The organism is Kineosporia sp. NBRC 101731, from assembly GCF_030269305.1.
In the GTDB taxonomy this organism is placed as follows: domain Bacteria; phylum Actinomycetota; class Actinomycetes; order Actinomycetales; family Kineosporiaceae; genus Kineosporia.
Genome location: NZ_BSTC01000003.1, coordinates 317,503 through 341,726, shown reverse-complemented (window position 1 = coordinate 341,726; position 24,224 = coordinate 317,503). Strand labels below are relative to the sequence as shown.

General features: G+C 69.4%; 21 protein-coding genes and 1 pseudogene. 11 read left to right on the top strand and 11 right to left on the bottom strand.

The annotated features are described in order from the left end of the window. Positions 1–10 precede the first annotated feature (10 nt). The 3 genes from QSK05_RS11445 to QSK05_RS11435 all read right to left on the bottom strand — a co-directional run bounded on the left by QSK05_RS11445 (position 11) and on the right by QSK05_RS11435 (position 5,154). Positions 11–2,572 (bottom strand): CHAT domain-containing protein, encoded by a 2,562-nt coding sequence (locus QSK05_RS11445; protein ID WP_285596919.1) that lies wholly within the window; start codon positions 2,570–2,572, stop codon positions 11–13. Beyond that, entirely contained in the window at positions 2,559–3,941 is a 1,383-nt protein-coding gene (locus tag QSK05_RS11440; protein ID WP_285596917.1) for a tetratricopeptide repeat protein, read from the bottom strand. Before QSK05_RS11440 ends, QSK05_RS11445 begins: the two co-directional genes overlap by 14 nt. Positions 3,942–4,107: 166 nt before the next feature. Further along, complete coding sequence (locus QSK05_RS11435) at positions 4,108–5,154, bottom strand: aldo/keto reductase (protein WP_285596915.1); 1,047 nt, start codon at positions 5,152–5,154, stop codon at positions 4,108–4,110. Between the two features lie 73 nt (positions 5,155–5,227). Here QSK05_RS11435 and QSK05_RS11430 point away from each other — a divergent pair, with 73 nt between their 5' ends. Next, positions 5,228–5,764 carry a TetR/AcrR family transcriptional regulator gene (locus QSK05_RS11430; protein WP_285596914.1) on the top strand — a complete coding sequence of 179 codons (537 nt, stop codon included), beginning with the start codon at positions 5,228–5,230 and terminating at the stop codon, positions 5,762–5,764. Positions 5,765–5,771: 7 nt separating this feature from the next. On the opposite strand, the pseudogene QSK05_RS11425 reads toward QSK05_RS11430, so the two are convergent. From QSK05_RS11425 to QSK05_RS11415, 3 genes and pseudogenes are all read right to left on the bottom strand, one after another. Then, positions 5,772–6,170 (bottom strand): annotated as a pseudogene (locus QSK05_RS11425) (SDR family oxidoreductase); the annotation flags it as partial. A gap of 154 nt (positions 6,171–6,324) precedes the next feature. Continuing rightward, entirely contained in the window at positions 6,325–6,540 is a 216-nt protein-coding gene (locus QSK05_RS11420) for a DUF397 domain-containing protein (RefSeq protein WP_285596910.1), read from the bottom strand. Continuing rightward, the gene (locus tag QSK05_RS11415; RefSeq protein ID WP_285596908.1) at positions 6,537–7,382 is read right to left on the bottom strand and encodes a helix-turn-helix domain-containing protein; all 846 of its coding nucleotides are present in this window, start codon (positions 7,380–7,382) and stop codon (positions 6,537–6,539) included. Before QSK05_RS11415 ends, QSK05_RS11420 begins: the two co-directional genes overlap by 4 nt. Positions 7,383–7,586: 204 nt before the next feature. Here QSK05_RS11415 and QSK05_RS11410 point away from each other — a divergent pair, with 204 nt between their 5' ends. From QSK05_RS11410 to QSK05_RS11400, 3 genes are all read left to right on the top strand, one after another. Beyond that, positions 7,587–7,937 (top strand): hypothetical protein, encoded by a 351-nt coding sequence (locus tag QSK05_RS11410; protein ID WP_285596906.1) that lies wholly within the window; start codon positions 7,587–7,589, stop codon positions 7,935–7,937. A gap of 467 nt (positions 7,938–8,404) precedes the next feature. Next, complete coding sequence (locus QSK05_RS11405; protein ID WP_285596904.1) at positions 8,405–9,910, top strand: AbeC-like domain-containing protein; 1,506 nt, start codon at positions 8,405–8,407, stop codon at positions 9,908–9,910. 149 nt (positions 9,911–10,059) lie between these two features. Continuing rightward, positions 10,060–10,671, top strand: coding sequence for an NADase-type glycan-binding domain-containing protein (locus tag QSK05_RS11400; RefSeq protein ID WP_285596901.1), 612 nt, complete (start codon positions 10,060–10,062; stop codon positions 10,669–10,671). A 10-nt stretch (positions 10,672–10,681) separates the two neighbouring features. Here QSK05_RS11400 and QSK05_RS11395 read toward each other — a convergent pair whose 3' ends face one another. Both QSK05_RS11395 and QSK05_RS11390 read right to left on the bottom strand, forming a co-directional pair. Continuing rightward, positions 10,682–12,223 (bottom strand): Lsr2 family DNA-binding protein, encoded by a 1,542-nt coding sequence (locus QSK05_RS11395; protein ID WP_285596900.1) that lies wholly within the window; start codon positions 12,221–12,223, stop codon positions 10,682–10,684. Positions 12,224–12,469: 246 nt separating this feature from the next. Continuing rightward, entirely contained in the window at positions 12,470–13,453 is a 984-nt protein-coding gene (locus QSK05_RS11390; RefSeq protein WP_285596898.1) for a GlxA family transcriptional regulator, read from the bottom strand. A gap of 73 nt (positions 13,454–13,526) precedes the next feature. Here QSK05_RS11390 and QSK05_RS11385 point away from each other — a divergent pair, with 73 nt between their 5' ends. The 5 genes from QSK05_RS11385 to QSK05_RS11365 all read left to right on the top strand — a co-directional run bounded on the left by QSK05_RS11385 (position 13,527) and on the right by QSK05_RS11365 (position 16,896). Further along, positions 13,527–13,892, top strand: coding sequence for a cupin domain-containing protein (locus QSK05_RS11385; protein ID WP_285596897.1), 366 nt, complete (start codon positions 13,527–13,529; stop codon positions 13,890–13,892). A gap of 45 nt (positions 13,893–13,937) precedes the next feature. Further along, the gene (locus QSK05_RS11380) at positions 13,938–14,966 is read left to right on the top strand and encodes a Gfo/Idh/MocA family protein (protein WP_285596896.1); all 1,029 of its coding nucleotides are present in this window, start codon (positions 13,938–13,940) and stop codon (positions 14,964–14,966) included. A 47-nt stretch (positions 14,967–15,013) separates the two neighbouring features. Continuing rightward, positions 15,014–16,069, top strand: coding sequence for a glycoside hydrolase family 18 protein (locus tag QSK05_RS11375; RefSeq protein WP_285596894.1), 1,056 nt, complete (start codon positions 15,014–15,016; stop codon positions 16,067–16,069). A gap of 132 nt (positions 16,070–16,201) precedes the next feature. Further along, complete coding sequence (locus tag QSK05_RS11370; protein WP_285596892.1) at positions 16,202–16,498, top strand: type II toxin-antitoxin system Phd/YefM family antitoxin; 297 nt, start codon at positions 16,202–16,204, stop codon at positions 16,496–16,498. Then, positions 16,495–16,896, top strand: coding sequence for a type II toxin-antitoxin system VapC family toxin (locus tag QSK05_RS11365; protein ID WP_285596890.1), 402 nt, complete (start codon positions 16,495–16,497; stop codon positions 16,894–16,896). The genes QSK05_RS11370 and QSK05_RS11365 overlap by 4 nt, the downstream gene beginning before the upstream one ends. 52 nt (positions 16,897–16,948) lie before the next feature. Here QSK05_RS11365 and QSK05_RS11360 read toward each other — a convergent pair whose 3' ends face one another. Further along, a complete protein-coding gene (locus QSK05_RS11360) occupies positions 16,949–17,629 on the bottom strand; it encodes an ankyrin repeat domain-containing protein (protein ID WP_285596888.1) in 681 nt (226 codons plus the stop codon). Positions 17,630–17,891: 262 nt separating this feature from the next. Here QSK05_RS11360 and QSK05_RS11355 point away from each other — a divergent pair, with 262 nt between their 5' ends. Then, on the top strand, positions 17,892–19,142 hold the full coding sequence (locus QSK05_RS11355; protein ID WP_285596887.1) for a glycoside hydrolase family 18 protein: 1,251 nt from the start codon (positions 17,892–17,894) through the stop codon (positions 19,140–19,142). Between the two features lie 137 nt (positions 19,143–19,279). After that, a complete protein-coding gene (locus tag QSK05_RS11350; RefSeq protein WP_285596885.1) occupies positions 19,280–20,215 on the top strand; it encodes a discoidin domain-containing protein in 936 nt (311 codons plus the stop codon). A 13-nt stretch (positions 20,216–20,228) separates the two neighbouring features. Here the strand turns inward: QSK05_RS11350 and QSK05_RS11345 are convergent, their stop codons facing one another. Together QSK05_RS11345 and QSK05_RS11340 are read right to left on the bottom strand one after the other, a co-directional pair. Continuing rightward, positions 20,229–23,054, bottom strand: a complete 2,826-nt coding sequence (locus QSK05_RS11345) for a hypothetical protein (RefSeq protein ID WP_285596883.1) — start codon at positions 23,052–23,054, stop codon at positions 20,229–20,231. A 37-nt stretch (positions 23,055–23,091) separates the two neighbouring features. Continuing rightward, complete coding sequence (locus tag QSK05_RS11340) at positions 23,092–24,039, bottom strand: hypothetical protein (protein WP_285596878.1); 948 nt, start codon at positions 24,037–24,039, stop codon at positions 23,092–23,094. Positions 24,040–24,224: the final 185 nt, after the last annotated feature.

Here is a 24,224-nt window from a genome sequence, read left to right as displayed (position 1 = left end):
CTCTTTCACGTTACAGGCCGACATGGATGTGAGCCGCCCACAGGGTCGGGACGGACGGGGCGGCGTGGCGCTCGTCCTGCACAGCGGCGTGCAGGGCCCGCGCGGCGTGGGCCACGCCGGCGGTCGTCACGGCACGATGGCAGTTCTCGGCCAGCCGCGCAGCGACGTCGTCCGCCGTGCGCCAGAGCGTGCCGATCACGTGCCGGAACCCGGCGACGTGAAAGGCGCTGGTCAGGTGCATGCCCTCGTCGGCGAGCGCGTACGCGGCCCGGTTGGTCTCGCAGGCCGACAGATAGGCGAACTCGGCGCCGGTCAGGCGCAGGGCCGCGATGTCGGACACGGTGAGGGGCGCGTGGTCGTGGTCGTGCAGGAGCAGGTAGGCGGCCCCGGCAGGATCGTCGCTGCTGCGGGCGTGACAGGCGAAATGTGCTCGGCTGCACGTGGGCAGCGCCGCCAGCACGCTCCGGCGGTTGGCGGCCGGACCCTCGAGAACGTCTGCCTCGGGCCAGATCTCGTGATGTATCCGGGTGGCCTCGGCGTGGGCGCCGGGCAGCGGCTGGGCGCCGGGGGTGGTGGGCATGGAGACGATGAGCGAGGTCCACGGGGTGCCGGTGGGCCCGCGGTCGAGGCGGGCGCGGTGGTGCAGCAGGGTCCGCACGGTCGGGACGTAGGAGGAGACCACCAGATCGAGGGCGCACGGTCCGGAGGTCGTTGGGTCCAGAGGATCGGGATACTCCCCGGCCGCGTGCAGGGGCAGGAACGCGAGCGGGCCGGTGGGCACCCACCAGATCCGGGGAAGCGGCGTGACCGCCTCGGCCGGTGGGCGATCGAGCCCGAGCGCGGCCAGGACGGGCCTGGTCACGGCGTGCCACAGCCAGCGCAGGACGGCACGGGAGGTGTCTTCCGCGGCGGCGCGCTCGGCCAGGGACCGTTCCGGGTCCCGTCCGGCCCGGATGGCCTCGCCGAAGGCCCGGGCCTGGCCGAGTGCTTCGTCGGCCGTGAGGTGGGGCATCGGCAGGACCTGAGGTCCGGTCGGTCCGGTCGGTTGGGTGCGGTCGAGAATGATCGCGTCGCAGCGCAGGCGGCTGATGTTGACGATCACGACGGGGCCGTCGTGCCCGGCCGCGATCAGTTCGCCGATCGCGGGTGGGCGCAGGAAGTCGGTGAAACCGCGCTCGGCCCGGATCTGGGTCAGCAGGGTTTCCCACTCCTGGGCCGCCCGTCGGCGTTCCTCGGCCGCAGCTATCGGGCCGAAGGTGTCACCCTCTTCGGACCGGTCGCTGGGCCCGAACTGCCGCCGCAACCGGCGGAAGGTCGCGGCGAGGTCGGGGCGCGCCCTTTCGAGGGGACCCAGTTCCGGCACCGTCTCGATGGCCTGGGCGAGCAGCACGCCGCGGCCCTGTTCCAGCAGGAGCAGGGCCGCGGCCGGGTCGTGGGTGGCCACGGCGCACGCGGCCGCGTCCGAGGCCAGGCCGGGGAACTGGGCGATCTGCTGCTGCTGGTCCGTGGAGCGCAGATGACGCCCGGGCACCAGCGGCAGAAGTTCCACGGTGCGCCCGAAGGCCCACCGGGCCTCGTGCAGGTCGCCGCCGGCCACCAGCGTCACGTCCGCCCAGACCATCGCGGCCCGGACTCGTTCGGCGACGGGGAGGGCCGGGTTGTCGATGAGTTGGCGGAACCACCGCCGGGAGGTGGACCGGGCGGCCTGGTTCCCGGTGGCGTGGGCCCGGAGGTAATCGCCGGCTGCCCGCAGACGCAGGGCGGTGGCCCGGAGCGGATGCCCCTCGGGCGTGACCTGTTCGGCCTGCCGGCCGGCCCGCAGGAAGTCGGACAGGGTGAACGCCTGGGGTTCGTACCGATAGATCATCTGTAAGACCATCGCGTGGGTGCATTTTCGCTCGGCCTCGTTCGGGTGACCGGCCGGGGTGGCGGCCAGGGCGGCCCACATCGCCCGCCGGGCCTGGGCCAGAACCACCGGGTCACCGCCCGCCGTGGGCAGACTCATCAGGGTCAGGGCCAGATTGGACTGGAACCGGGCCTGCTGGGGGTCGGCGGGATCAGCGACGGCCGAACGGGCCAGTTCGAGGGCCCTCTCGAGCATCGCCGGGTCTCGGCGAACCCCGTACTGCTGTCGCAGGCATTCGGCCAGATTGCTCTGCGCCGACGCGGACGGGTCCCGGGCGAGCACCGCCTCGAAGACACCGGTGGCCTCGTCCAGGACCGATGTGTCACGCGAGCGGACGAAGTAGTGCAGGAGCGTCACCCCGGCGCCGGTCTGCCGCCCGAGGTGACGCGGGTCGTGCGGCGGGGTGGCCGCCACCACGTCCCGCGCCAGGTTCGCGGCCTCCAGCAGGTCGTCCGGTGACCCGGTGCGCAGGGCCCGGGCGGTCAGTGTTCCCGAGAGGTTGGCCTGAAGGCTGAGCCTGGTGGTGGGCTCGACGTGGCGCAGGCTCAGTGCGGTACGAAGCCGGGTGATGGCGGTCTCCAGGAGGGCCACGTCGCCGAGCAGGTCGTAGCGGTCCCAGAGCGCGACGGCATCGTCGTTGAGAGCACCGGGGTCACGCTTCGCCATCGGTGTCCCGGGCGGTGTCCAGCAGGGAGGTGAAGTGCTCGAAGGCGGGCCGGCTGGGATCGTGTTCCGGCAGATCGGCCAAGGCTTGGTGTGCGTACTGACCGGCTTCACGCACCCACGACAGCGACCGGGTGAGCAGGCCCAGCTGCAGGAGCGCCTGGCTGAGGGACATGGCCGCCCGGGCCCGGTCAGCGCTCGGCCCCGGCCTCAGACGCAGAGCCTCCCGCCCGGTCACGACCGCTTCGCCGAGCACGTCCTGATCCTGGTCCGCGGCACCCAGCAGGAGCAGGGCGTTGCTGAGATTCGTCAGGGCAGAGGGGTATTCGATGTCGTCGAGGTCGAGGGTCGCGACGATGTCCCGGTTCAGGCCGACGGCCTCGCCCAGACATCCCTGCTCACCGGCCTGGTGGGCATCCAGCAGCGCGGTGGCCAGCGCGGTGCGGGAACGGGGCCCGTGCCGCCCGCAGGCGTCGGCGGCGGCAACGCTGTACCGGCCGGCGGCAATGGCGGCGGTCAGGTCGTCTTTCTGCCCCGTGCGGGCGGCACGGGTGCGCAGAGAGACGCAGAGGGTGGCGGTCGACAGCGCACGTTCAGGGGAGTCTGCCGCGGATTCGGAGGCAGCCTGGGCGGCGAGCTCGATGGCGGCGTCGAGCAGGGCCGGGTCGCCGGTGGCCTGGGCCCGCCGCCGAAGAGCATCGGCAGCGGCGGGCAGGTCATCGGCGGGAAGGGTGATCGGGGGCTGATGGCCGGACGGTTCGGCCCGGGCGGGTGGGGCCGAACCGGGTTCGGACCGGGCGGCGACCTCAAGCATCAGTTCCCCGGCCGCGTGCCCGGCTCGCGCCGCCCGCTGGAACCAGTCCTTCGCCGTGCTGACATCGCCCCGGTGCAGCAGGATCTGGCCCAGGCTGAGCATTGCCTCGACGTGCCCCGCCCGGGCCGACCCGAGGTAACTGTCGATGGCCTCGCCGGTGCGCCCGAGCACTCTCAGGAGATTCCCGAGATTGTTCAGAGCGTCCCGGTCACCGGTGGATGCGGCTGCCCGCAGCCATGTCTCGGCCTCTTCCCAGCGGTCTGCCTGCTTGAGCAGAACACCGAGATTGTTCATCGCGTCGACGTGACCGGCCCGCGCGGCCCGCTCGTACACGCCGATCGCCGACGTCGTCGCACCGATCTCGGCGAAGGAGTGCCCGAGACCGAACAGCAGCGCGGGGTCGGTCGTGTCGCTCGCGGCGATGAACCACTGCTGCGCCTCCCACGGTTCACCCGCCTCCAGACACGCTCGGCCCAGGGCCAGGAACTCGGCGAACTCCGACTCCGATTCGCTGACGGCTGCCTGACGTGGGCCGGTTCTGCGCTTACGACCGAACACAGGTCTCCCTCGGCGACAGCATTTCCCCGCGTTCCACACGAGCCACCCAATGGTGACAAAAATACCGCTTCTCGACGGCGGTACTTCCAGATCGAAGAGGTTTTCCCGGAGAGCATCGACTCCCGATGAGCCACCGGGGCGAGGGTCGGTCACGCCGGACGGGCAGTCAGATGACCGGAACGGGAAGGGCCTGGAGCAGCGACCGGTTGCCGTCGAACCCGTTCTTCAGTGCGGCGGCGACATCTTCGTGCGGAGTTCCGAGGCGGACCGCGCTCACCTCGTCCAAAAGCCGGTAGTGCTCGGCACCGAGTTCGAGGTCGAGTGCCTTCAGGTACTCCTCCAGCTGGGACACGGTGCGAGGGCCGACGATCGGGACCAGGGCCGTGGAGGCCACGGCTGCGCGGTGGCGTAGCCAGGCCAACGAGACCTGGACCGCACTGGTGCCCACCTCGTCCGCAATCTCCAGGACCGCGTCGACGATCGCCGTGCGCTGGGCCGTGCCTTCCAGGTCGTCGCCCCGTGCGCTCAGCCGGCCCTGTTCGCCCCGTCGGTACTTGCCGGTGAGCAGCCCTCCGGCCAGGGGGGAGTACAGCACGACGCCCAGACCGTGAGCTTCCGCCATCGGCAGCATTTCCCGTTCGGCGGATCGCTCGGCCAGGCTGTACTCGAACTGGATGCCGACCAGAGGGGCCAGGCCCTGGAGGTCCGCGCGGAGCGTGGCCCCGGCGACCCGCCAGGCGGGGAAGTTGGAGAGTCCGCCGTGCAGGATCTTGCCCGACCGGATCAGGTCGTCGAAACCGGCCAGGATCTCCTCGATCGGGGTGGTGCCGTCGGGGAAATGCGGCATGAAGACATCCACGTAGTCGGTTTTCAGCCGCCGCAGGCTGTCTTCCAGGGAACGGATCATCACCTTGCGGCTGTTGCCGGTCGTGCCCGGACGAGGTTCGGCCTGTCTCGTGCCGCTGTACTTGGTGATCACCACCAGATCGTCCCGCCGGTCGCCGAGGAGCCCACCGAGCACGGTCTCGGCCTCGCCGCCCCGGTAGATGTTGGACGTGTCGATCGTGGTGCCGCCGGACGCCACGAAGGCCTCGAAGATCTCCCGGGAGGCCTCGAGACCGGCACTGCCGTCGGAGGTTCCGAAGTTCGCCGTGCCCAGCGCGTACTCCGACACGCACAGTCCGGTCAGGCGGCCGAAGGTCTGGTAGCGCATGACAGCTCCTGGGGGTCGATGTTCTGGGGTAAGCTCCCGACAGTAGCAAATAAAACGAGGGGTCACTCTTTTTATGCCGAAGGTCAGCCAGGAACACCTTGACGCCCGACGTCAGCAGATTGTGGACGCGGCTCGCGCCCGGTTCGCCAGTCACGGGTTCGCCCGCACGTCGATGGCCGACATCGTGGACGGGTCCGGACTCTCGAACGGGGCCATCTACCGGTACTTCAAGAGCAAGGACGAGATCGTCATCGCGGTCTGTGAGCAGGGCACCGAGGCTCTTCCGACAGCACTGACCGCCGAGTCCGTCGCCGCCTTCCTCGAGCACGTGCGCGCACGGGCCCGGGATACCGATCACGCCCGGCTGGTGGTCCAGATCTACGCCGAGGCGACGGTGTCACCGGCGCTGGCGGTCGTCGTTCAGGGACAGCTCACCGCTCTGCGGGCGACGATCGCCGAGATGGTGCCGCCGCGTCGGCGTGAGCAGGCCGAGCCGATCGCCGAAGCCTTCGTCGCGCTCTGTTCCAGCTACAGCCACCAGCTCGCGGTGCGCGGTGACGTCGACTCCGCGCCGTACGCCGCGGCACTGATGGCGATCATCGAGGGCTAGCCGGCGGCTAGTTCCCGCCGGCCAGATCGATGAAGGTGCCGGTGACGAACGAGGAGGCCGGGGACAACAACCAGACGACGGCCTCGGCCACCTCTTCCGGTTCGCCACCGCGGCTCATCGGCAGGAGGTGCTGGAGCCGGTCGACGCGGCCCGGGTCGCCGCCGTCGGCGTGCATGCCCGTGCGGATGAAGCCCGGCCGTACGCCGTTGACGCGGATCCCCTCCGCCGCCACCTCCAGCGAGAGGCCGGTAGTGAGGGAGTCCATCGCTCCCTTCGACGCAGCGTAGTCCACGTACTCCCCCGGCGCCCCCAGACGGGAGGCCGCGGAGGACACGTTGACGATTGTCCCTCCGGTACCGCCGTGTGCGGTGGACATCCGCAGCACAGCCTCTTTCGAGCAGAGGAAGGCGCTACGGCCTCCGCCGGTCACCACCAGGGATGTTCTTCATCCGGCCACCCTAGGCCGCGTTTCCGGGTACCATTACGGACAATTGGAACCTTTTGCCCAGAGCGCCCCCGGCCGAGCTGGGTGTGACCGGGGGCGTTCTCGGTGGACAGGGCTAGAGCCCGGCCAGGTGGTCGAGCTCGCCGGACTTCGCGCCGGCGAGCCAGGTCGCGTAGGCGGCCTGGCCGAGCTGCAACGTGGGACCGTGCCCGCGCTGCTTCGTGTCGCGCACTTCGACGTGCTCGAGACGGCGCATTTCGACGCAGGCGTTCGAGTTGGTACTCCTTCGAGCCTTCACCCATTCAGAGGGGTTCTTGACGTTTTCCGTCACAGCGGAAACTCCTTGATCGGGACAGCTTTACGGCGTATCTGAGCGAACAGACGGGCGTACTGTTCGACGTGCTCCTGCTTCTCCACATACCTCTCATCCACTTGGGTTTCGGTGTAGACCACGTGCGGATACCTGTTGTCGCCGGACTGCAACAGGGTGAATGCGCCGCTCATCCACCGGTGCGGTCCGGCCTCGAAAGGCCACACCCGGACTTCGATATCCTTCTGGTTCGACAGCTCCACCAGATGGGAAATTTGGTCGGCCATCACTCGCTCACTACGCACCCGGGCCCGTAAAGCGGCCTCATGAATCACGAACTTCATGGACGGACGCGGGTTTCGGGTAAAGAGTCGCTGCTGCCGTTCCATCTTGAACCCGAGGATCTGACGCCGCCTCTCGGCCCGGATCTCCGTCGCGAGATTGACCAGGTATTCGGCGTAGGAGCTGGTCTGGAGCGCCGCCGGGACGAGCTCGGGGGCATAGTCGAAGATGGCCCCGGCCCGGGCCTCGATGTCGGCCAGCGCCGAAACCGGTTCGGCAATGGCGTCTCGATAGGGAACCGTCCAGCCCGCGCCGTCACCGTCGTCGCAGAGGCCGACCAGCCTCTCCGCCTCTTCCGCCGACGCCTCATAAATTCGTGCCAGCTCGCGAACTACCGCAGGGCGAAGACTGGTGCGGCCGTTCTCCATCTTCGACAGGGTCACGACGTGGCACCGCAACAACTTCGCCACGGTCTCCTGCGTGTAACCAGCCTCTTCGCGCAGCGCCTGCAGCCTGACACCTAGCTGTTGCTGCGGTATCGATCGCCGCCGACTAGGTGTTTTCCCCTGTGCCAACTTCACCCCGTTGTCCCCTTACTGACCGCTCCGCAACCGCTTTCAGGGTGACGTACTTAGCTAGCAAAACGCTAGGTTGTTTTGAGGCCAAGTCGGTCGTCACTCTTGTAGCGAGCACCATACGGCCTGCGAGGGAGCAACGGGGATGACTACAGCCAGCAGTGGAAGTGCAGATGGGAACACGACGATGTTTCCCGAATCATGACGCCGGTGGCCAGACCCGAGTTCTCCGGCGCCACCTTTCCGCGGGATCAGATGCGGTCCGAACTCGCCGACCTCCAGCAGAATCTTCAACACCAGGTGGAAACACCTAGTCCGCCGGGCGAGAACAACGACCAGGTGGTCGCACTCCGGCGAACACGACATGTCGTCAATGCTTTTGAACAGTTGCTCGACGAGCACCCGACCGGTCCGGATGGACGTTGCCGACGCTGCCGGTGGTGGCAGGCCTGTCCGGCCGCCGCAGCCGTGCGCGTCTACGTGACCGGATGGCTGTCGACGGGTGGTCTCGCCGAACGCCGCGAAGGAGATCCGGGAGCCGTGTCGACCCGACGACTCTGACTACACACCGTTATCGAGGACCGCAAGGTCCACCACCCTCAGATGCAGCAAGCCGGCCAGTGCATCGCGGGTACGAAGGGTGCCGCAGAAGAAGGGCGCGCGGCACCGGGGAGAGCAGGGACGGACCAGTGGGGAAGGACTCGTGTCCGTCCCTGCCTTCCCCCACCATCACAATCCCCATCCGCCCCCGGCACGGAACCGATGCCGGACGCCCAGCGGAGACATGGGGCCCCGAAGGGGCAGCGGGGCGCAGCGGGGGCGGGCCTGCACGGCGGGCCCGCCCCTTCGGCCACCTGACCAGCGCACTTGCGATCCTCGTCCACCATCTGGGCCTCTCCAGCCCTGGAGCACCTGCTTGGTATGCTCCGTTTTGGGTAGTCGAGGAATCACCGGGGGCTGCAGTGGGCAGGTCGGCAGAGACAACTGACGCGCCGCTCGGTCCAGCACCGACGTCGGCGCACCAGCGCATGCTGCGCAGCAGTTCGACGCGATACCTGTCGGCCGGGGCCTACCTGGATCCCGATTTCCGCAACGCCGTTCTGCACGAGCTCCTGGACCGTAAGAACCGGGCCGTCGCGCCGTCGTTCAGCGCCGACGCCGTACCGGTGGTCCGGCACGCACTGAACGCACGACGACATCAGATCGTCCGTGACCTCGTCCTCACCGGGATCCTGCTGATCTTCCTGATCGTCGAGGGCAAGCTGCTGCTGGCCGTCGCGGCACTGCTGGGCGCGGTACTGCTGGCCTACCGGTCCCTGCGGGCTCTCCTGCGCCTGCACGTGGTCGGTGCGCTGGCTCTTCTGGTACCGACGCTGATCACCCTGGTCGTAGCGGCGCTGTTGTTCGAGTCCAGCTCCCAGGGCCTGTTCTCCTTCGGGGGCTCGGATCCCTACGCCGCCCCACCCACCTTCACGACGTTCGTGGCCCGGGTGATCGGGGTCATGGTGGTCGTGCTGGGCGCGGCCTGGACCGCCGTCGCCGTCGAGCGGCTCGTCAACCACCAGACGATCGTCGACCATCTGCTGCCGCAGACCTTCTCCCCCGCCGGGAGTCCCACCGGGCCGAAGCGGCACCAGGCGCGGCTGCGCTACATCGACGAGGCGCAGACCGGCAACGTCACCTATTACCCGCACGACGCGTCCGAGAAACCGTTCATCGGGTCAGGCACTCCCCTGCACACCTGGACGCGGGCGGTCCCGCTGGTGATGGCGGACGATGTCGGGGCGCCGGCGCTCACGACGGGGAGCATCCAGGACGCGCTCTCGCTCGCCCTCGCCCGGATGGAGGGCGTCGGCGAGGTGTCGGTGCAGGAGCGTCTGGTGACACAGACGTCCCAACGTTCCGGCGACCCGAGGACCGACCCGGCGACCGGCCTCCCCCGGCACCGGATGTCCCCGGCCGAGATGGAACTGCTGGAGAGCGCGGACGCGACCGGCACCCACCGCTACCTCTGTGTCCGCGCGGCCCCGGGTCAGGGCGACTACGAGATCTGGGTCTTCGTGCGCTGCCAGGTACAGGGCCAGACGCTGCACCTGGACCTGATCGGGTGCAGCACCCCGCCGATCCGGGCCCGGTACCGCGAGATCGACCAGTACACCGCTCCTGGCCTCGACGTCGTGCTGCACACCGCCCTCGCCACGCTGCCCGGGCTGCTCGGGCTGCTGCTGCGCGCGCCGCTGAGGCTCCTGCTCACCGCCACCCGGCAGGACCAGGGTGCCGGGAACCTGCGCACCCACCTTCGACGCATGGCGGACGCGTCGTCCACCGATCGCGGTGCCCGCACCGGGGTGCGTGAGCTGGGAACCGATCTGGAGTCGCCGGACTTCCAGGCCGGCCTGGCGATCCAGCGGCACGTGCGGATGATCGAGCAGCAGATCCTCGAGACCATCACCGCCTCGATGGAGCAGGCCGGATTCAGCACCGACGAGTTCCGGCGAAGGACACAGACCATTCTCGACGGACCCACCCCATGACCTGCCCCCGCTGCGACACCGCCTTCCTGCCGGCCGATCCCGAGTGCCCGCGGTGCGGCCTCCCGTTACCGGACGCCGTCGCTCCTCCCCCGCAGCCGGCGACGGTCCGCACGACCCGCGCATCCGAACGCCACTGGGTCATCCGGGGCGTGTCCGTCGTCGCGGGCCTGCTCGGGGCTTTCCTGGTGCTGCACTTCATCGGCCCCGGCGAGGCACCGCCGGCCACGACCTGGCGACCGGCGGATCTCCCCTCGACAGCCTCACCCAGCACGGGATCAGACGTACCAACGGGCGTGAACCTCGCCGCCGACGCCACCATCACCGCCGACCGCACCGCCGAACCGGCCACGGACGACGCCGGAAACCCCGTCAGCTACGACACCGAGAACCTGGTGGACGGTGACCTCACCACCGCCTGGCGGGCGACCGGCTTCTACCACGACGAACTGATCACCATCAAACTACCCACCCGCTCGCAGATCTCGGTGATCGGCCTGACCAACGGCTACACCAAGAAAGACACCGAATCAGGAGCCGACCGTTACGAGGAGGGCCGGCGCATCCTGTCGGTCACCTGGATCTTCGACAACGGCGTCAGCGTGAACCAGGAGCTGGAAGACGGCGATCGGAGCATCCAGCTCAAGACGATCGAGCCGGTGCAGGCCCAGACGGTGCAACTGCGGATCAATGAGCAGACCACTCCGGGTTTCGGGGCGGACGACTACAGCGCCATCACGGAACTGGTGTTGAGGGACAATTGACGGGTCACGCTCAGAGCACAGGCCCTTGACCGGGCGCCGCCTGGGCTGCGACGTAGGCGGCGATCACCTGCCGGGGCAGCGCGCCTCGCACCGACACGGTGTGCCCGTTGGCCCGCGCCCAGGCACGTACGTCGGCGGTTCGGGGCTTCGGCGCAGGTTCGGGTTCCGGCTCGGGCGTCGTGGTGGACGACGACTCCCCGGTCTCCGGTTCCCGCGGCTCGGTCTCCTTCTCCTTCTCCAGATGCGCCCACCGGGCCGACGGCTGCAGATACTTCAGTAGGTAGGCGTAATCGGCCGGTGTGACCGTGCGCGTGCCGAGCTCACGAGCGCGGACGGCCCTGCTTCCGTGGGCGGATCCGTCCGACACCAGCAGCGTGGTCGTCTCCGAAACCGTCCCGAGCACGCGAACTCCCAGCCTCAGCGAACGGATCTCGAGCTGTTCACGAACTTCGGGGTCACACCCGGTGAACACGACCTTGTCGCCCACCCGCAGTGGTTCACCTTTGCTCCACTTCACCGGTAAACCCTTGGAGCGGGCGGAAAGACGTGCTTCGTAAGCTTTCCCGAACGTGTCGTCGATACCCAGGACAACCTGTGAACCGACCCCGAGAAGCCTGGCCACGTCGAAGAGTCCGGCGCGTTCTTCGAGGGCCACGGCTCCCTCGGCGTCGAGCGCGGCATACGTCAGCGTTCGCACCAAGGCCTCATGGGCACGGTCGATCTCGAGAGAGGTCTGCTCTTCGGCGAAGGCGGTGCGAGCCAGGCGCGAGATCTGCCGGGCGGTGACCGGCGCGTTCTCGAGGGTCTCGACGAGCTTCTCCAGATAGAAGACCGTGCCGATGCCGGCACCTTCGTCCAGCGCGTCGAGGATCGAGAAGCGTTCGAGGAGCGCGGGTGAAACCGCGACCCCCGGGTCTGCGGCGTCGGACTCGGGCATGGCCCCGGACGGTTCCGCCGTGGGCCCGGTCGGCCAGGTGACTTCCCGCGCCCGCTCGTGCAATGCGTCCATCAGGCTTGGTATTTCAGACTTCCCGACCTCAGACGTGATGATCTGGGCCAGCACGGCAGCCGACGCGCGAGCCTGGTCGAGCACCGAGGTGGACGAAGCTGGTGCGACTCCGAAGGCCGAGCACAGATCGGCCGGACGCCGCCGGGACAGTCCCGGTCGCTGCCGGCCTGCTGCCTCTACCAAGCTCAGCGTGGGAAGCTGCGGCAACCGCCAGCCGAAGCGAGCGTACTGCGCGCTCAGCCAGGCCAGGTCGAACTCGACGTTGTGGGCGACCACCACGGCTCCGGCCAGGCGCTCGTTCAGCTGATGGATGACACCGGGCACCAGCCCGGCCTGCCACTCGTCGAGGATCAGGCCGCAAGGATCGGTGGTGATGACCACCATCTCCACGACGACGTCGGGACCGGAACCGGCCCGTCCGAGGTTGAGGACGGCGAAACGGCGCTGATCGGCCGGTTCCGGGGTTCGAGGCGTCTCGTCCTCGACGGATCGTGACGCCTTCCTCGCGCGACGTGCACGCAGCCTGTCCCGAAAAGCCATCATGTTCCGTTGATACCATGTCCGGGTAATTCTCCGGATGGACGAACAGATGGGCGATCCGCTACCGCCACCAAGACACCGTGCGCGCCTACTGCGCTCGTGGCAGCGGTTCCCTGAACGCAGCGGACGACCTGGTCCTGGTGGTCTTCCTCGAAAGCTGTCGCTGCCGACCTGGTCAACGACGTGGCACTGCCGTGGCTGATGACGAGCAGCCAGTTACCGACCTGGGGCACCTGGACATGACCGGCCTCAGTTCGCTGTGACCCCGCCGAACCGGGCCCGGTACTCCGTCGGACTCAGCCCGGTGTGCCGGTGCAGCTGGGCCCGCAGGTTGGCCGTCGTGCCCAGACCACTACCGACCGCCACGGCGGTCATGCTGGCGGTGCCCTGTTCCAGCAGACGCCTTGCCAGCTCGACCCTTTCAGCGGTCAGCCAGGCCAGCGGGGTGGTGCCCAGCTCGACCCGGAAACGACGGTGCAGGCTGGTGACGCTCAGGTGGGCGTGCCGGGCCAGGGCCGCGACCGGCAGGGGGCCGTCCAGACGCTCCTGGGCCCAGGCCAGGGTCGAGGTCAGCGGCTGCTCGGGGATGCCCGGCACCGGGCGCTCGACGAACTGCCGCTGGCCGCCGTCCCGGAAGGCGGCGAACACCAGCCGGCGGCTCACCAGGTTCGCCACCTCGGCGCCGTGATCCTGCCGCACGACGTGCAGGGCCAGGTCGAGGGCCGCCGCACTGCCCGCCGAGGTCAGCACGTCGCCGTCGTCGACGAACAGCACGTCGGGCTGGAGCTGGACGAACGGGAAGCGGCGGCGGAACTCGTCGGCCAGCTGCCAGTGCACCGTGGCCGGACGGCCGTCGAGCAGGCCGGCCTCAGCCAGGGTGAATGCACCGGTGCACAGCCCGATCAGCCGGGCTCCCCGCGTGTGGGCGCGGCGCACGGCGTCCAGCACCTGCGGATGCTGGAGTGAGTCGACGTCCGGCCGGTTCGGCACCACCACGGTGTGGGCCTGCTCGAGTTCGTCCAGGTCACCGGTGTCGGCGAAGGTGAACAGGGCGTCGCGGGCCGTGGCCCGGCCGCCGGGGGCGACGACGCGCAGGTCGTACAGCTCCCGGCCCAGCTCGGCGCGGCGGCGGGCGCCGAACACCTCGCACGCACAGCCGACCTCGAACGGGTTGGAGTTCTCGTCGACCAGCAGGGCGACCGGGATCGGAGGCTGGTGGGATTCTTGCGACACCTGGCATTCCTACCACTCACCGGTTTGATCAGGCGGGTGAAAACCTGTTCGGACCGTCGAAGGGAAAGCCATGATGAACAAGATCAACCTCGCCACGGAAGCCGCCGGGCTGGAAGAGTTCTGGTCACAGCGAGTGCTGGCCAGTGCCAACGGCAACCTGTTCAAGGTGGCCAAGGGCATCGGATCCACCACCTGGCACCGTCACGCCGACCAGGACGAGACCTTCCTGGTGCTGGAAGGGTCCATCACCATCCAGCTGCGCACGGGCGATGTCGAACTCGGGGCCGGCGACCTCTTCGTCATCCCCCGTGGTGTCGAGCACTGCCCCCTGGCCCGCGAGGAGGCCCGGTTCCTGCTGGTCGGCCCGGACGTCACCTCCACGGCCGCCGGTGGCAAGCCGGAGTGGAGCCATGAGGGCGGCACCCCGCCGTCCTCGTGATCCCCGCGTGTGCCGTGGTGAACGTCCACCCGTAGTTTCTTCGTCATGACGTTCTTGCCGAATCCCCGTGAACTGCCCACCGCCCCGTCACTGCGCTGGGGCCTGCTCGGCCCCGGCGGCATTGCCGCGAGCTTCGTCGATGCCGCGCACCGCCACTCGCAGCAGCGTTTCGTCAACGTCGCCTCGGGCAGCAGCCCGCAGCGGGCGACGGCGTTCGCGCAGGCCCACGGGGTGACGCGCTCGTCCGACACCTACGAGCAGGTGCTGGCCGACCCGGAGGTCGACGCGGTCTACATCGCCACCACCCACGACAGTCACGCGCAGCTGGCACTGCTGGCGATCGCGGCGGGCAAGCACGTGATGGTCGAGAAGCCGCTGACCACCACGCGGGCGGACGCGCAGAAGGTCGTGGACGCGGCCCGGGCGGCCGGGCTGTTCGCGATGGAGGCCATGTGGACGCGTTATCTGCCGCAGTCCGATGTGCTGCGGCAGTTGCTGGAGCGCGGTGACATCGGTGAGGTGCGGCTGGTCACGGCCGATTTCGGGTTCCCGGCGCAGTACGACCCGGCATCGCGGCTGTGGGCCCCGGGTCAGGCCGGCGGGGCGCTTCTGGACGCGGGTGTCTACCCGGTCTCGTTCGTCTCGTCCGTTCTGGGGTCGCCGTCGGCGGTGCACACGGTCGGCACGCTCGCCCCGACCGGGGTGGACGAGCAGGCCACGGTGACGCTCGCCTACGAAAAGGCACAAGGTGTCGCGTTCACGTCGCTGCGCACCGCGGCGCCGACCCGTGCCAGCGTGATCGGGACGGAAGGTCGCATCGACATCGACGGCCCGTTCCTGGCTCCCAGTGGCCTCGGGGTGACGATGGGTGCCGGTTTCCCGTCGTCCGCGCAGACCGCGCACTGGTCGGGGTCGCAGGGTCCGCAGGGGTCCGCGGCCCTGAGCTACGAGGCCGACGCGATGGCCCGCTACCTGAGTGAGGGCCTGACCGAGTCGCCGATTCATCCGTTGGACGAAGTGGTCTCCGTGGTAGGGATTCTCGAGGAGGCACGCCAGCAGTTGGGTGCCGTGTGAGGGCCTTTCCGCCCCGGGATTGATCTCCATACGCCATGATTCCGGACATGGACGACGAATTGACCGGCGCCACTGCCGAACCGGCTCAGAAGAAGAAGGTTGCGCGGTGGCGCCGGGCGGTCCGCCGGGGCCTGTGGATCTTGGCTGCGCTGCTCACCCTGGTGGCACTCACGGCCGGTGCCGGTGTCGGCACTCTCGTGGTGCGGGGTTCCGGCAGTCCGGACCGATCGATCCGCAGTTCGGGGCAGGACGCCTACTGGCTCGGGCACGCGTGGGTGGACGGCCGGAAGACCCAGGCCGACGTCGATGCGCTCGCCACCCAGCTGACCGGTACCGGCATGCGCGACCTGTTCGTGCACGCCGGGCCGTACGCCGACGACGGCACCCTCGATCCGGCCCTGCGCCCCCGCGCCGCGTGGCTGGTGAAGGCCCTGCACACCGCCCTGCCGGAGGTGCGCGTGCAGGCCTGGCTGGGCAACGTGCTCGCCGACGACCGGATGGACATGTCATCCGCATCGACCCGCGCCCGCGTACTGACCGGCGTGGACGGCATCCTGGCCGACGGTTTCGACGGCGTGCACTACGACTTCGAGCCCTCGGCGAACGACGACCAGAACTTCGTCGACCTGCTCGCCGCAACCCGTATCAAGACCCAGGCCCATCAGGCCCTGCTGTCGGTGGCCACGCCCCGCGTGGAACTCCTGCCCGGCCTCGGCCTCGCGACCGGCCTGTCTCCGGTCTACCTGCAGTGGACACCGGACTACATGCGCCAGGTCGCCGGTCACGTCGACCAGATCGCGATCATGGCCTACGACTCCGGCCTGCCCAGCGAGAGGGCCTACACCGGCTACGTGCGCCGCCAGACCGAGGTCGCCCTCACCGCCGTCCCCGACGACGTCACCCTGCTCATCGGCGCCCCGGCCTACCACGACAAGAAGATCAACCGGTACGACGGCGCCGAGACCATCTCCGCCTCGATCACCGGCGTCCAGCTCGCCCTGGCCGGCACCTCCCGCCGCATCGGCCTGGCCCTGTACGTCGACTTCGACGCCACCCACGCCGACTGGGCCGCCTACGAGCAGGGCTGGTCACGGAAGGCATGATCATGCCCGAAGTCAGGCATACTGACCTCCATGAAGAAACGGAATATCCGATCCGACATCGGACATCGCCATCTTCCTCTACGGTCCATCTCTACCCTGGAGGTGTACACAAATTTGTTATACATTGGCGATGTGACCAGTCACGACGAACATTCGGTGGGACTGCGGGAACTACGTCATCACACCAGTGATGTGCTCGCCCGGGTCCGCCATGGTGAAACGGTAGCCATCACCGAATACGGCAGACTGGTGGCCCGTATCGTACCGGTCGACCAGCACGAGCCGACACCGGTCCTGGATCGCCTTGTCGCCGACGGCCGCGCAACCCTTGCCCTACGGCCGGGCTTTCGGCCGAAAATGCGACCTGCCGACGGCGCAGCACCCCTGAGCGACGCACTCGCCGAACTCCGCTCCGAGGAACGCTGGTGAGCCTCTACTACATCGACACCTCCGCAGCGCTGAAGTTCCTGGCCGAAGAACCACATTCGAAGGCGCTCGCATCGTTCTACGACAGCAATCCGGGAGCATCATGGGTGAGTTCGGCGCTTCTCCGGATCGAACTGATCCGGGCTGTCGGACGAGTTATGGCCGGATCTCTGCCCGAAGCGCGGACGCTGCTGCATGCCTTCAACTACCTCAGCATGGATGACGAGGTCGTCGACGGCGCCATGAACGAGCCCGACAGGATGCTGCGCTCGCTGGACTCCATCCACCTGGCTTCTGCACGGCTGCTCGGAGAGGAACTCGACGGACTGGTTACCTACGACGATCGTCTGGCGACTGCGGCCACCGATGCCGGGATCACGGTGATCGCCCCGCGCGATTGATCAGGAGTCCCGTTATTCCGAGGTTCCTGACGCGGTGGACGTTCCCCTCGGCTCAGCGGCCGCGCGACTCCAGCCACTGGACGAGGTCGGTGGCGCAGGCCCGCCGGGCCACGTCCAGCGGGGTCAGCTGGTCGTAGCCGATCCAGTTCAGGTCGCCGCCGCGCTCGAGGAGGAGTTCGGCGGTGGCTCGCTGACCGCCGTGGCAGGCGCCCCACAGGCCGCTGGTGATCTCGCCGGGTTCCGCGCCACCGGCCAGGAACGCCTTCACCACCGGGACCAGACCGAGCGAGGCCGCCTCGAAAAGGTTGGTTCGCGAGCCTCGTTCGAGTAAGCGCCGGGCCGCGGCCCATTGCCCGAAGGCGGTGGCGTCGGCCATCGCGGTGCCTCCGGCGATGACCGCTCCTTCGGCGTGCACGTCGGCTCCGGCGTCCAGCAGGGCGTCGAGGGCGGCCAGGTCACCACTGCTGGCGGCCCAGTGCAGCGGCCTCTCCCCGCCCTCGGGCAGGCACGGCTGGTCGGGCGAGGCACCGGCCGCGACGACGAGTGCGATGACGTCCGCGACAGCCGGGAAGTGGCCGGGCCAGTCGGTGGCGACGCCCAGCAGGGTGCGGCCCCCGTACGGGCCCAGCCGAGCACCGGTCAGCTCCGGATACTCGCCGAGCAGCCGTCGCAGCGCCGGTAGATCACCGGAGTGCACGGCGAGGCCGGCGTCGCGGGCCGGATCGTCCGCCATTACCAGGCGCTCGACATGTCGTTGCTGCCCGTCACGGCCAGGAACCGGTTCCAGATGTCCACCAGCCGGTTCTACCGGCGTCGTCGCAGGTCAGCAATCTGATGGGCCATCGCGTCCGGCAACCGGGTGCAGAACGGGCCGAATCGTCTCGTGGCTCTTTCGGCCCGGCTAAATCCTCCCTAAAGAGGTCCCGGCGGCCTGGAATCGCGCTCGGTCCCTGCTAGCGTCCAGCGGGCATCTGTACAGCTGGAGGGGATTTTCGGTGAGACGCACACGGGTCGTGGCCGCGGGGCTGGCAGTTGGTGTCGCCGCCGTCGCTCTGGTGGCCGCGCTGCAGCCGTTCGGCGCGAACGCGGCGAACCCCGTCGCCGCCACGGTGACCGCTGCCGTCGCGAAGCCGAAGGTCGTCGGTTACTACACGAACTGGTCGACCTACGGCGACGATGCCGTGCAGGTGAAGCAGATCGGGACCAGCGGGGCGGCGAGCCGGCTCACGCACATCGTGTACGCGTTCGGGGCCGTGAAGAACGGCAAGTGCGCGGTCGGGGACGCCTACGCCGACTACCAGCAGAAGTTCACGGCGAAGGCGTCGGTCAGTGGCAAGGCCGACACGAGCACCCAGAAGGTCGCCGGGAACTTCAACCAACTGCGCCAGCTGAAGACGAAGTACCCGAAACTCAAGGTGCTCTGGTCGTTCGGCGGGGGTTCCGGCTCCGGCGGGTTCACCCAGGCAGCGAAGCACCCCGTCACGTTCGCGAAGTCGTGCCGCGCGCTGGTCGAGAACAAGCGCTGGGCCGATGTGTTCGACGGTATCGACATCGACTGGGAGTACCCGAACGCCTGCGGGGTGACCTGCGACGCGAGCGGGCGTACCGCGTACCCGAAGCTGCTGAAGGCCGTGCGCGCGCAGTTCCGCCACGACCTGGTGACGTCGGCGATCACCGGGAACGGCCTGGCCGGCGGCACACTGGATCAGGCCGACTACGCCGGTGGGGTCAAGTACCTCGACTGGCTGATGCCGATGACGTACGACTACTACGGCACCTGGGAACCGCAGGGACCGACCGCGCCGAACTCCCCGCTGGGCAACTTCGTGGGCGCCCCGGTCAAGGGCCTGGACTCCAAGACGGTCATCGCCAAGCTGCGCGGTCAGGGCGTGCCCGCCCGGAAGATGCTGCTGGGCATTCCGTTCTACGGCCGTGGCTGGACCGGCGTGACGCAGACGACGCCCGGCGGCACGGCCACCGGCCCGGCGACGGGCACCACCACCGGCGAGGCCGGCATCGAGAACTACCAGGTCCTGGCCCGCAGCTGCCCGCCCAGCGGAACCGTCGGCGGCACCGCCTACGCCCGGTGCGGCAGCCAGTGGTGGAGCTACGACACCCCGAAAACCATTGCCGGAAAAATGAAATACGCCAAGAGTCAGAAGCTCGGCGGCGCGTTCTTCTGGGACTACTCCGGAGACACCGCCAAGGCGTCGCTGACGAAGGCCATCGCCCAGGGCCTGAAGTGAGCGACCCGTCACGGAAAGAAGCCGTCCGCTGACTCAAAGATACTTTCCTGAGCGCGATCCCGGCGGCTCGCGCGGCCTGCCAGAATGTCCCCCGGCGTGATCTTCCGGTCCCGCTCGACTCGACGAGGAGCGGAGACGTGGACACCACCGACCTGACGCCGGAACAGGCCGAACCCGACGACGTGATGTCGTCCGGCCGCAGCCCCGTACTGCGCTCCGAAGGCCCCGCCCGCAAGCCCTTCGGCATCAGCCTGACCCTCTGGTCGGTGCTGGCCGTGCTCGCGGTCACGGTCGGCGGGGTCGTCGTCGTCCAGTGGGCCACCCGGTCCTCGGAGTCGCCCAGCCAGGAATCGGCCCTGTCCGGTATCGAGGTGACCATCCCCTACCGGGAGTCGCCCACCGCGTCCGTCACCTCGTCCCAACCCACGGCATCGGCCAGGGCCACCCCCTCCAGCACCCCGACGGCCGTCCCGACCGGGACCGCCCCCGCGACCACCCGGCCGTCGTCGTCACGGCCCAGCACCGGCCAGGCGGCGCCACCGGTGGCCGACACGCCCCGGGCGCCTACGACGACGAGCGACACCCCCGACGACACTCCCACCGAGGACGAGACGGACGAGCCTGCCGATACACCGGCAGAGGACGAGGTGGCGGCTCCCGGGGTCGACCTGGCCGCGTCCGCCGTGGTGAGGGCGAGCAGCCAGCTTCCCGGCCTGTCCGCCGCCAACGTCACCGACGGCAGTATCGGCACCTACTGGGAGAGCTACGCCAGTTACCCCCAGACCCTGACGGTTGATCTCGGCGAGGTCACCACCGTCGGCCGTCTCGTGATCTCCCTCCCCGAACGGTGGTACGAGCGCACCCAGACCCTCTCCGTGCAGGGCAGCGCCGACGGCAGTTCCTACACCCGGTTGAAGGGTTCGGCCAGCTACCGTTTCGAGAGCGAGAGCCCGGACAACCAGGTGACCATCACCGTGCCGCAGTCCGAGATCCGTTACCTGCGGCTGACATACACCGCCGTCAACGGCTGGCACGCGGCCCAGCTCTCCGACCTGTCGGTGCACTCCAGCTGACCACCTTCACGAACTAGGTGGTCGCTGAGGCTCCTCCCCCGAGCACGCCGAGGGTGTAGGGCGGCCACACCGTACGACCGCCGCTCGGCCGGAGAGCCGCGGAGTCGACGGCGTCGCGGAGCTTCTCCAGGGTTCGCTCGCGGGCCGGGCCGGAGTTCGGGGCGTTGGCCGGAAGTTCTTGCAGGAAGACCAGGTCCAGGCCGTTCTGGCCACCCAGGCGGGTGTCGAGCACGACCAGGCGGGTGCCCGGGACGAACATCACGTCGCCCACCCGGGGATCGTCGTCGAGCAGTGGGGTGAGGATGCGCACCGTCTGCGCCCAGATCACATACATCGCGCTGGTCGCCGGGCGCGGGGTGCCCGAGCCGGTGAGGGCCGTCGCGCCGATCGGCCCGGATTCGGTGATGACGGTGCCCGGTGTCGGCGGGCCCTCACGCCAGAGACGGGCTGCGTCGACACCTCTCACCACCGGACCACGGTGAGTGGGCAGTAGGCTCAGTGCTGAGGTCAGACAGGCCCGGTAGTCGCGCTGGGCCGGGGTCTGCGAGGCTGCGCGCATCGCGGCCGGGCCGAACTCGTCGTCGGTCCGGGCCGTCAGGAACAGGCTCAGGGCAACGAGATCCACCGCGGCCGCGGCCAGGTCACCGGCGCTGAGGGCCGGGATAGCGGTGAACGCGCGACGTACGAGCGGCGCCTGGGCGTCCCAGCGGCTGGCGATGATCGTGCGCACGCGATCCCGTTCGGCCGCGGTGCTGCGACGGGTGTCCGGTTCGGCGGTCGGCAGGGTGGCGCGGGCGAGCACGGGTGCCATGGAGGACGTCGTGGGCGGCACGGTCGGCGCGTCCGGGTTGGGCTGTGGGGCGGGGTTGGACTGTGGGGCAGGGTTGGAGTGTGGGGCGGACTTGGAGTGGGCGGCCAGATGTGTCTGGACGACGGGGTGCGACGACACTGCCGGATAGGGCGAGGCGGCCGGATAGGGCGGGGCTGCCGGGGTGGAGGGTACGGCAAGGTTGGTGTGGACGGCCGGTTTCGTCGGCTCGGCCGAGGTGGACGGGTCAGCCGGTCCCGTCTGGGCCGATGGATAGGTCGGGGCGGCCGGATGGGACTTCGCGGCAGAGCTAGTCGAGACGTCCGGGCTCACCTGTGCAGCAGCGGCGGACGGTGAGAACGGAGGCGTCCGAGTGGCCGGGTCAGACGTGGCCGAGGTGGCCTGTGCAGCAGGACCGGTCCGACCGGCAAGGTCGGGTTGCGCGGCCGGGGCCTCATGGCGGGATGACCAGCTGCCGCCGTTGGGTTCGTCGGGGCGCGCTGCGGCGCGGTTGCGGGCCCGGCGCCTTTCTCCTTCCCGGGGGCGGACGCCTTCCGTCGAGGCAGGCGGTTTTTCCACCGAACCACTCGGGAAGGCGACCGGGGCGCTGTCGGGGCGGGCCGCGTCCTTGAGCCGGAGTTCGGGGCGGATCTCGGGGCGGGGTTCTGACCGGTCCCCGGACCTGGCCTCAGTTCGGTTGTCCGGTCGGACATCACGATCCGGTCGGGCCCAGGCCGACGACGTGTCGCGGTACTCGGTGCGGGCCTGGTGGCGGACGGCGACGTCGTCGAGCTCGGCGCGGGCACCCGCATCCAGACCGGAGTGCACCGTGATGAGCAGGCGAGAGCGAACCGTGGTGCTGAGAGCCGAGATCAGGCCGGCCAGGATGCCCGCGGTGCCCTGCGGCAGGGGGATTCCGGCCGTGCCCACGTCCAGACGCACGCTGTCGGCCCGCACCGTGGCCGAATCCACGGGCAACGGGCCGTCGTGGGGACGATGGAGCCACAAACCGCCGCGGGTCAGGGTCAGGTGCCAGTCGGGGCCGAGACCGTAGACGGGGCGCACCGTATCGATGACGGTCAGGCCTTCGACGGGAGTGCGCCAGATCAGAGGGGCCGGGTCGGGGGAACTCGTGCGGCACAGCACCGAGGCGATGAACGGCGACCAGGTCACCTGCCCGGACGCGTCGGTCAGCAGGACCCGGTTCACCCAGGCGCCCGGCCCGGAGACCGGGAAACCGCTGAGAACCTCGACCTCGAGGGACATCTCACGGACCAGGGCACGTCCGAGCGGGAGCAGGTCGACACCGCTGACCGGGACCAGCAGCAGGGGATGACGGGTCCAGGAATGGCGGTTCAGCAGCAGCGACAGCAGGGCGATCGCGCCCGGGATGTTGCTGCGGGCCTCGTCAGGCACGGCGCACAGCACGGCCGGGCGCTCACGCTGGGCGGGCACGGCGTAAGCCACGTCCGCAGGGCCCGGGGCCGGGGAACCGGCCGGGCACAACACCATTCCGGCCGGGACCGGGCGCAGTTCGAGAGCGCCGAGGCTGATCACGTCGGCGGCCGGGCCCCAGTCGGGCACGGGCCAGCGGGGGCCCATCGGGGAGGAGTCCTCACCGGGCCGGAACGCCCACCACTGGCTGGCGCCGTCCCAGGGCCCGTCGCCCCAGACGAACAGGGTGCCGCCGGGGGCCAGGAACACGTCTCCGGCCGGCGCCACGACGGTGAGGTTCCAGTCGTCGGCGATCTGGCGGGCCAGCGCCGGGCGTCCGCGCCGGGCCAGACCGGCCCCCGACATGGCCAGGATCAGCCGGTTCCCGGGCATCTGCTCGAGCACGCCGGACAGGGCCGGCCCCACCGACCCGGCCAGGTGCGCGGGCACCATGACCAGCGCGACGGTGATGTCCGCGTCCGTTCGCAGCGAACTGACCCAGGCGGCCTGGTCATCGGTCAGTTCCTGCGCGTCCCGCAGCACGAAGCACGACCCGATGTGCTGGACCACCACGGAACCGCCGTGCTCCGCGTCCATACGTCTCGTGCCCTCTCTGATTCGGCTCGGGCCCGGCTCAGCGAGCCGACCAGAGAGCCGTGTTGTTCAGCGCGATGGTCACGTTGCCGTCGGCCTGGAGGGTGAGGATCGCACCCGGCTGGTCCATGGTGGCGGTGGCCCAGACATAGTCGCTACCGGAATACAGCACCAGGTTGCCGTCACCCTGGAAGGCCAGCGAGTCACCCGTGGCGTCGGCCGACCAGACGGTCTTGCCGTTCTCGTCGATGAGCACGGGCCGGCCACCGGAGCTGAGACCGAACTTGATCCGGTTGGTCTCCCAGTACTCGCCCTTGCCCACCGTGCCGCCACCGTGCACCACGTAGGTGCCCCAGTCGATCTCGGCCGCCTTCGTGGTCGTGGTGGTGGTACTGGAACTGGTCCGGGTCGAGCCGGTGCCACCCGATGCTCCCGACCCCTGGGTGTCACCCTTGCCCGAGCCGCTCGAGCCGCCCGGGGCGGCGGACGTGGTCGCCGCGGTCGTGCTGGTGGTGTGCTTGACGGGGGCCTTCTCCGCGTCCTTCGTCCCGCTCTTGTCGCCCTTGGTCTTCGTGGGTGAGGGAGCGGGCGTGGTCGGCGTGGGGCTGGGGTCCTGCGGGATGACGACGTCCGAACCGCCGTCCGGCATGGACAGGGTGGTGTCGGCATCGTTGTTCATCAGGCGGGGAACGACCAGGCCGAGGGCGGCGACCACGACGACCACGGCCACCGCGCCGCCGATCAGCGGGCGGTTCAGCGGCTTCTTCGTCCGCTCCGACCGCGGGACGACCGTGGTCTCCGACTCCGCCGGGGGTGGCGTCGTGGGCGTGTCTTCCAGCACCAGCACCGGGGACGCGTCGGGCGCGACGACACCGGAGGGGCGGACCTCGGGGACGTCGTCGGCGCTCAGCCGGGGTAGGGCGGCCCCCCGGGGAATCTGACCGGCGTCCGTGTCGTCGGAGCCTGGTCCCGGGGTGTCCTGGGCCATGGGTCTTCTCTCCTACCCTGGGTGAACGGACCGTACGGCACCGTCCATATCAGCATTGCGGGGCAACCTTGGTTCAACGCTGAACGTTCCGGAAGGGTCCGGGCGCAGAAATTCGCCCGAATGGGCATGAAGCTTCTCACATGGTGGACCTGCTACCGGCTCTCACTCTACGCACGTGCCCGGCT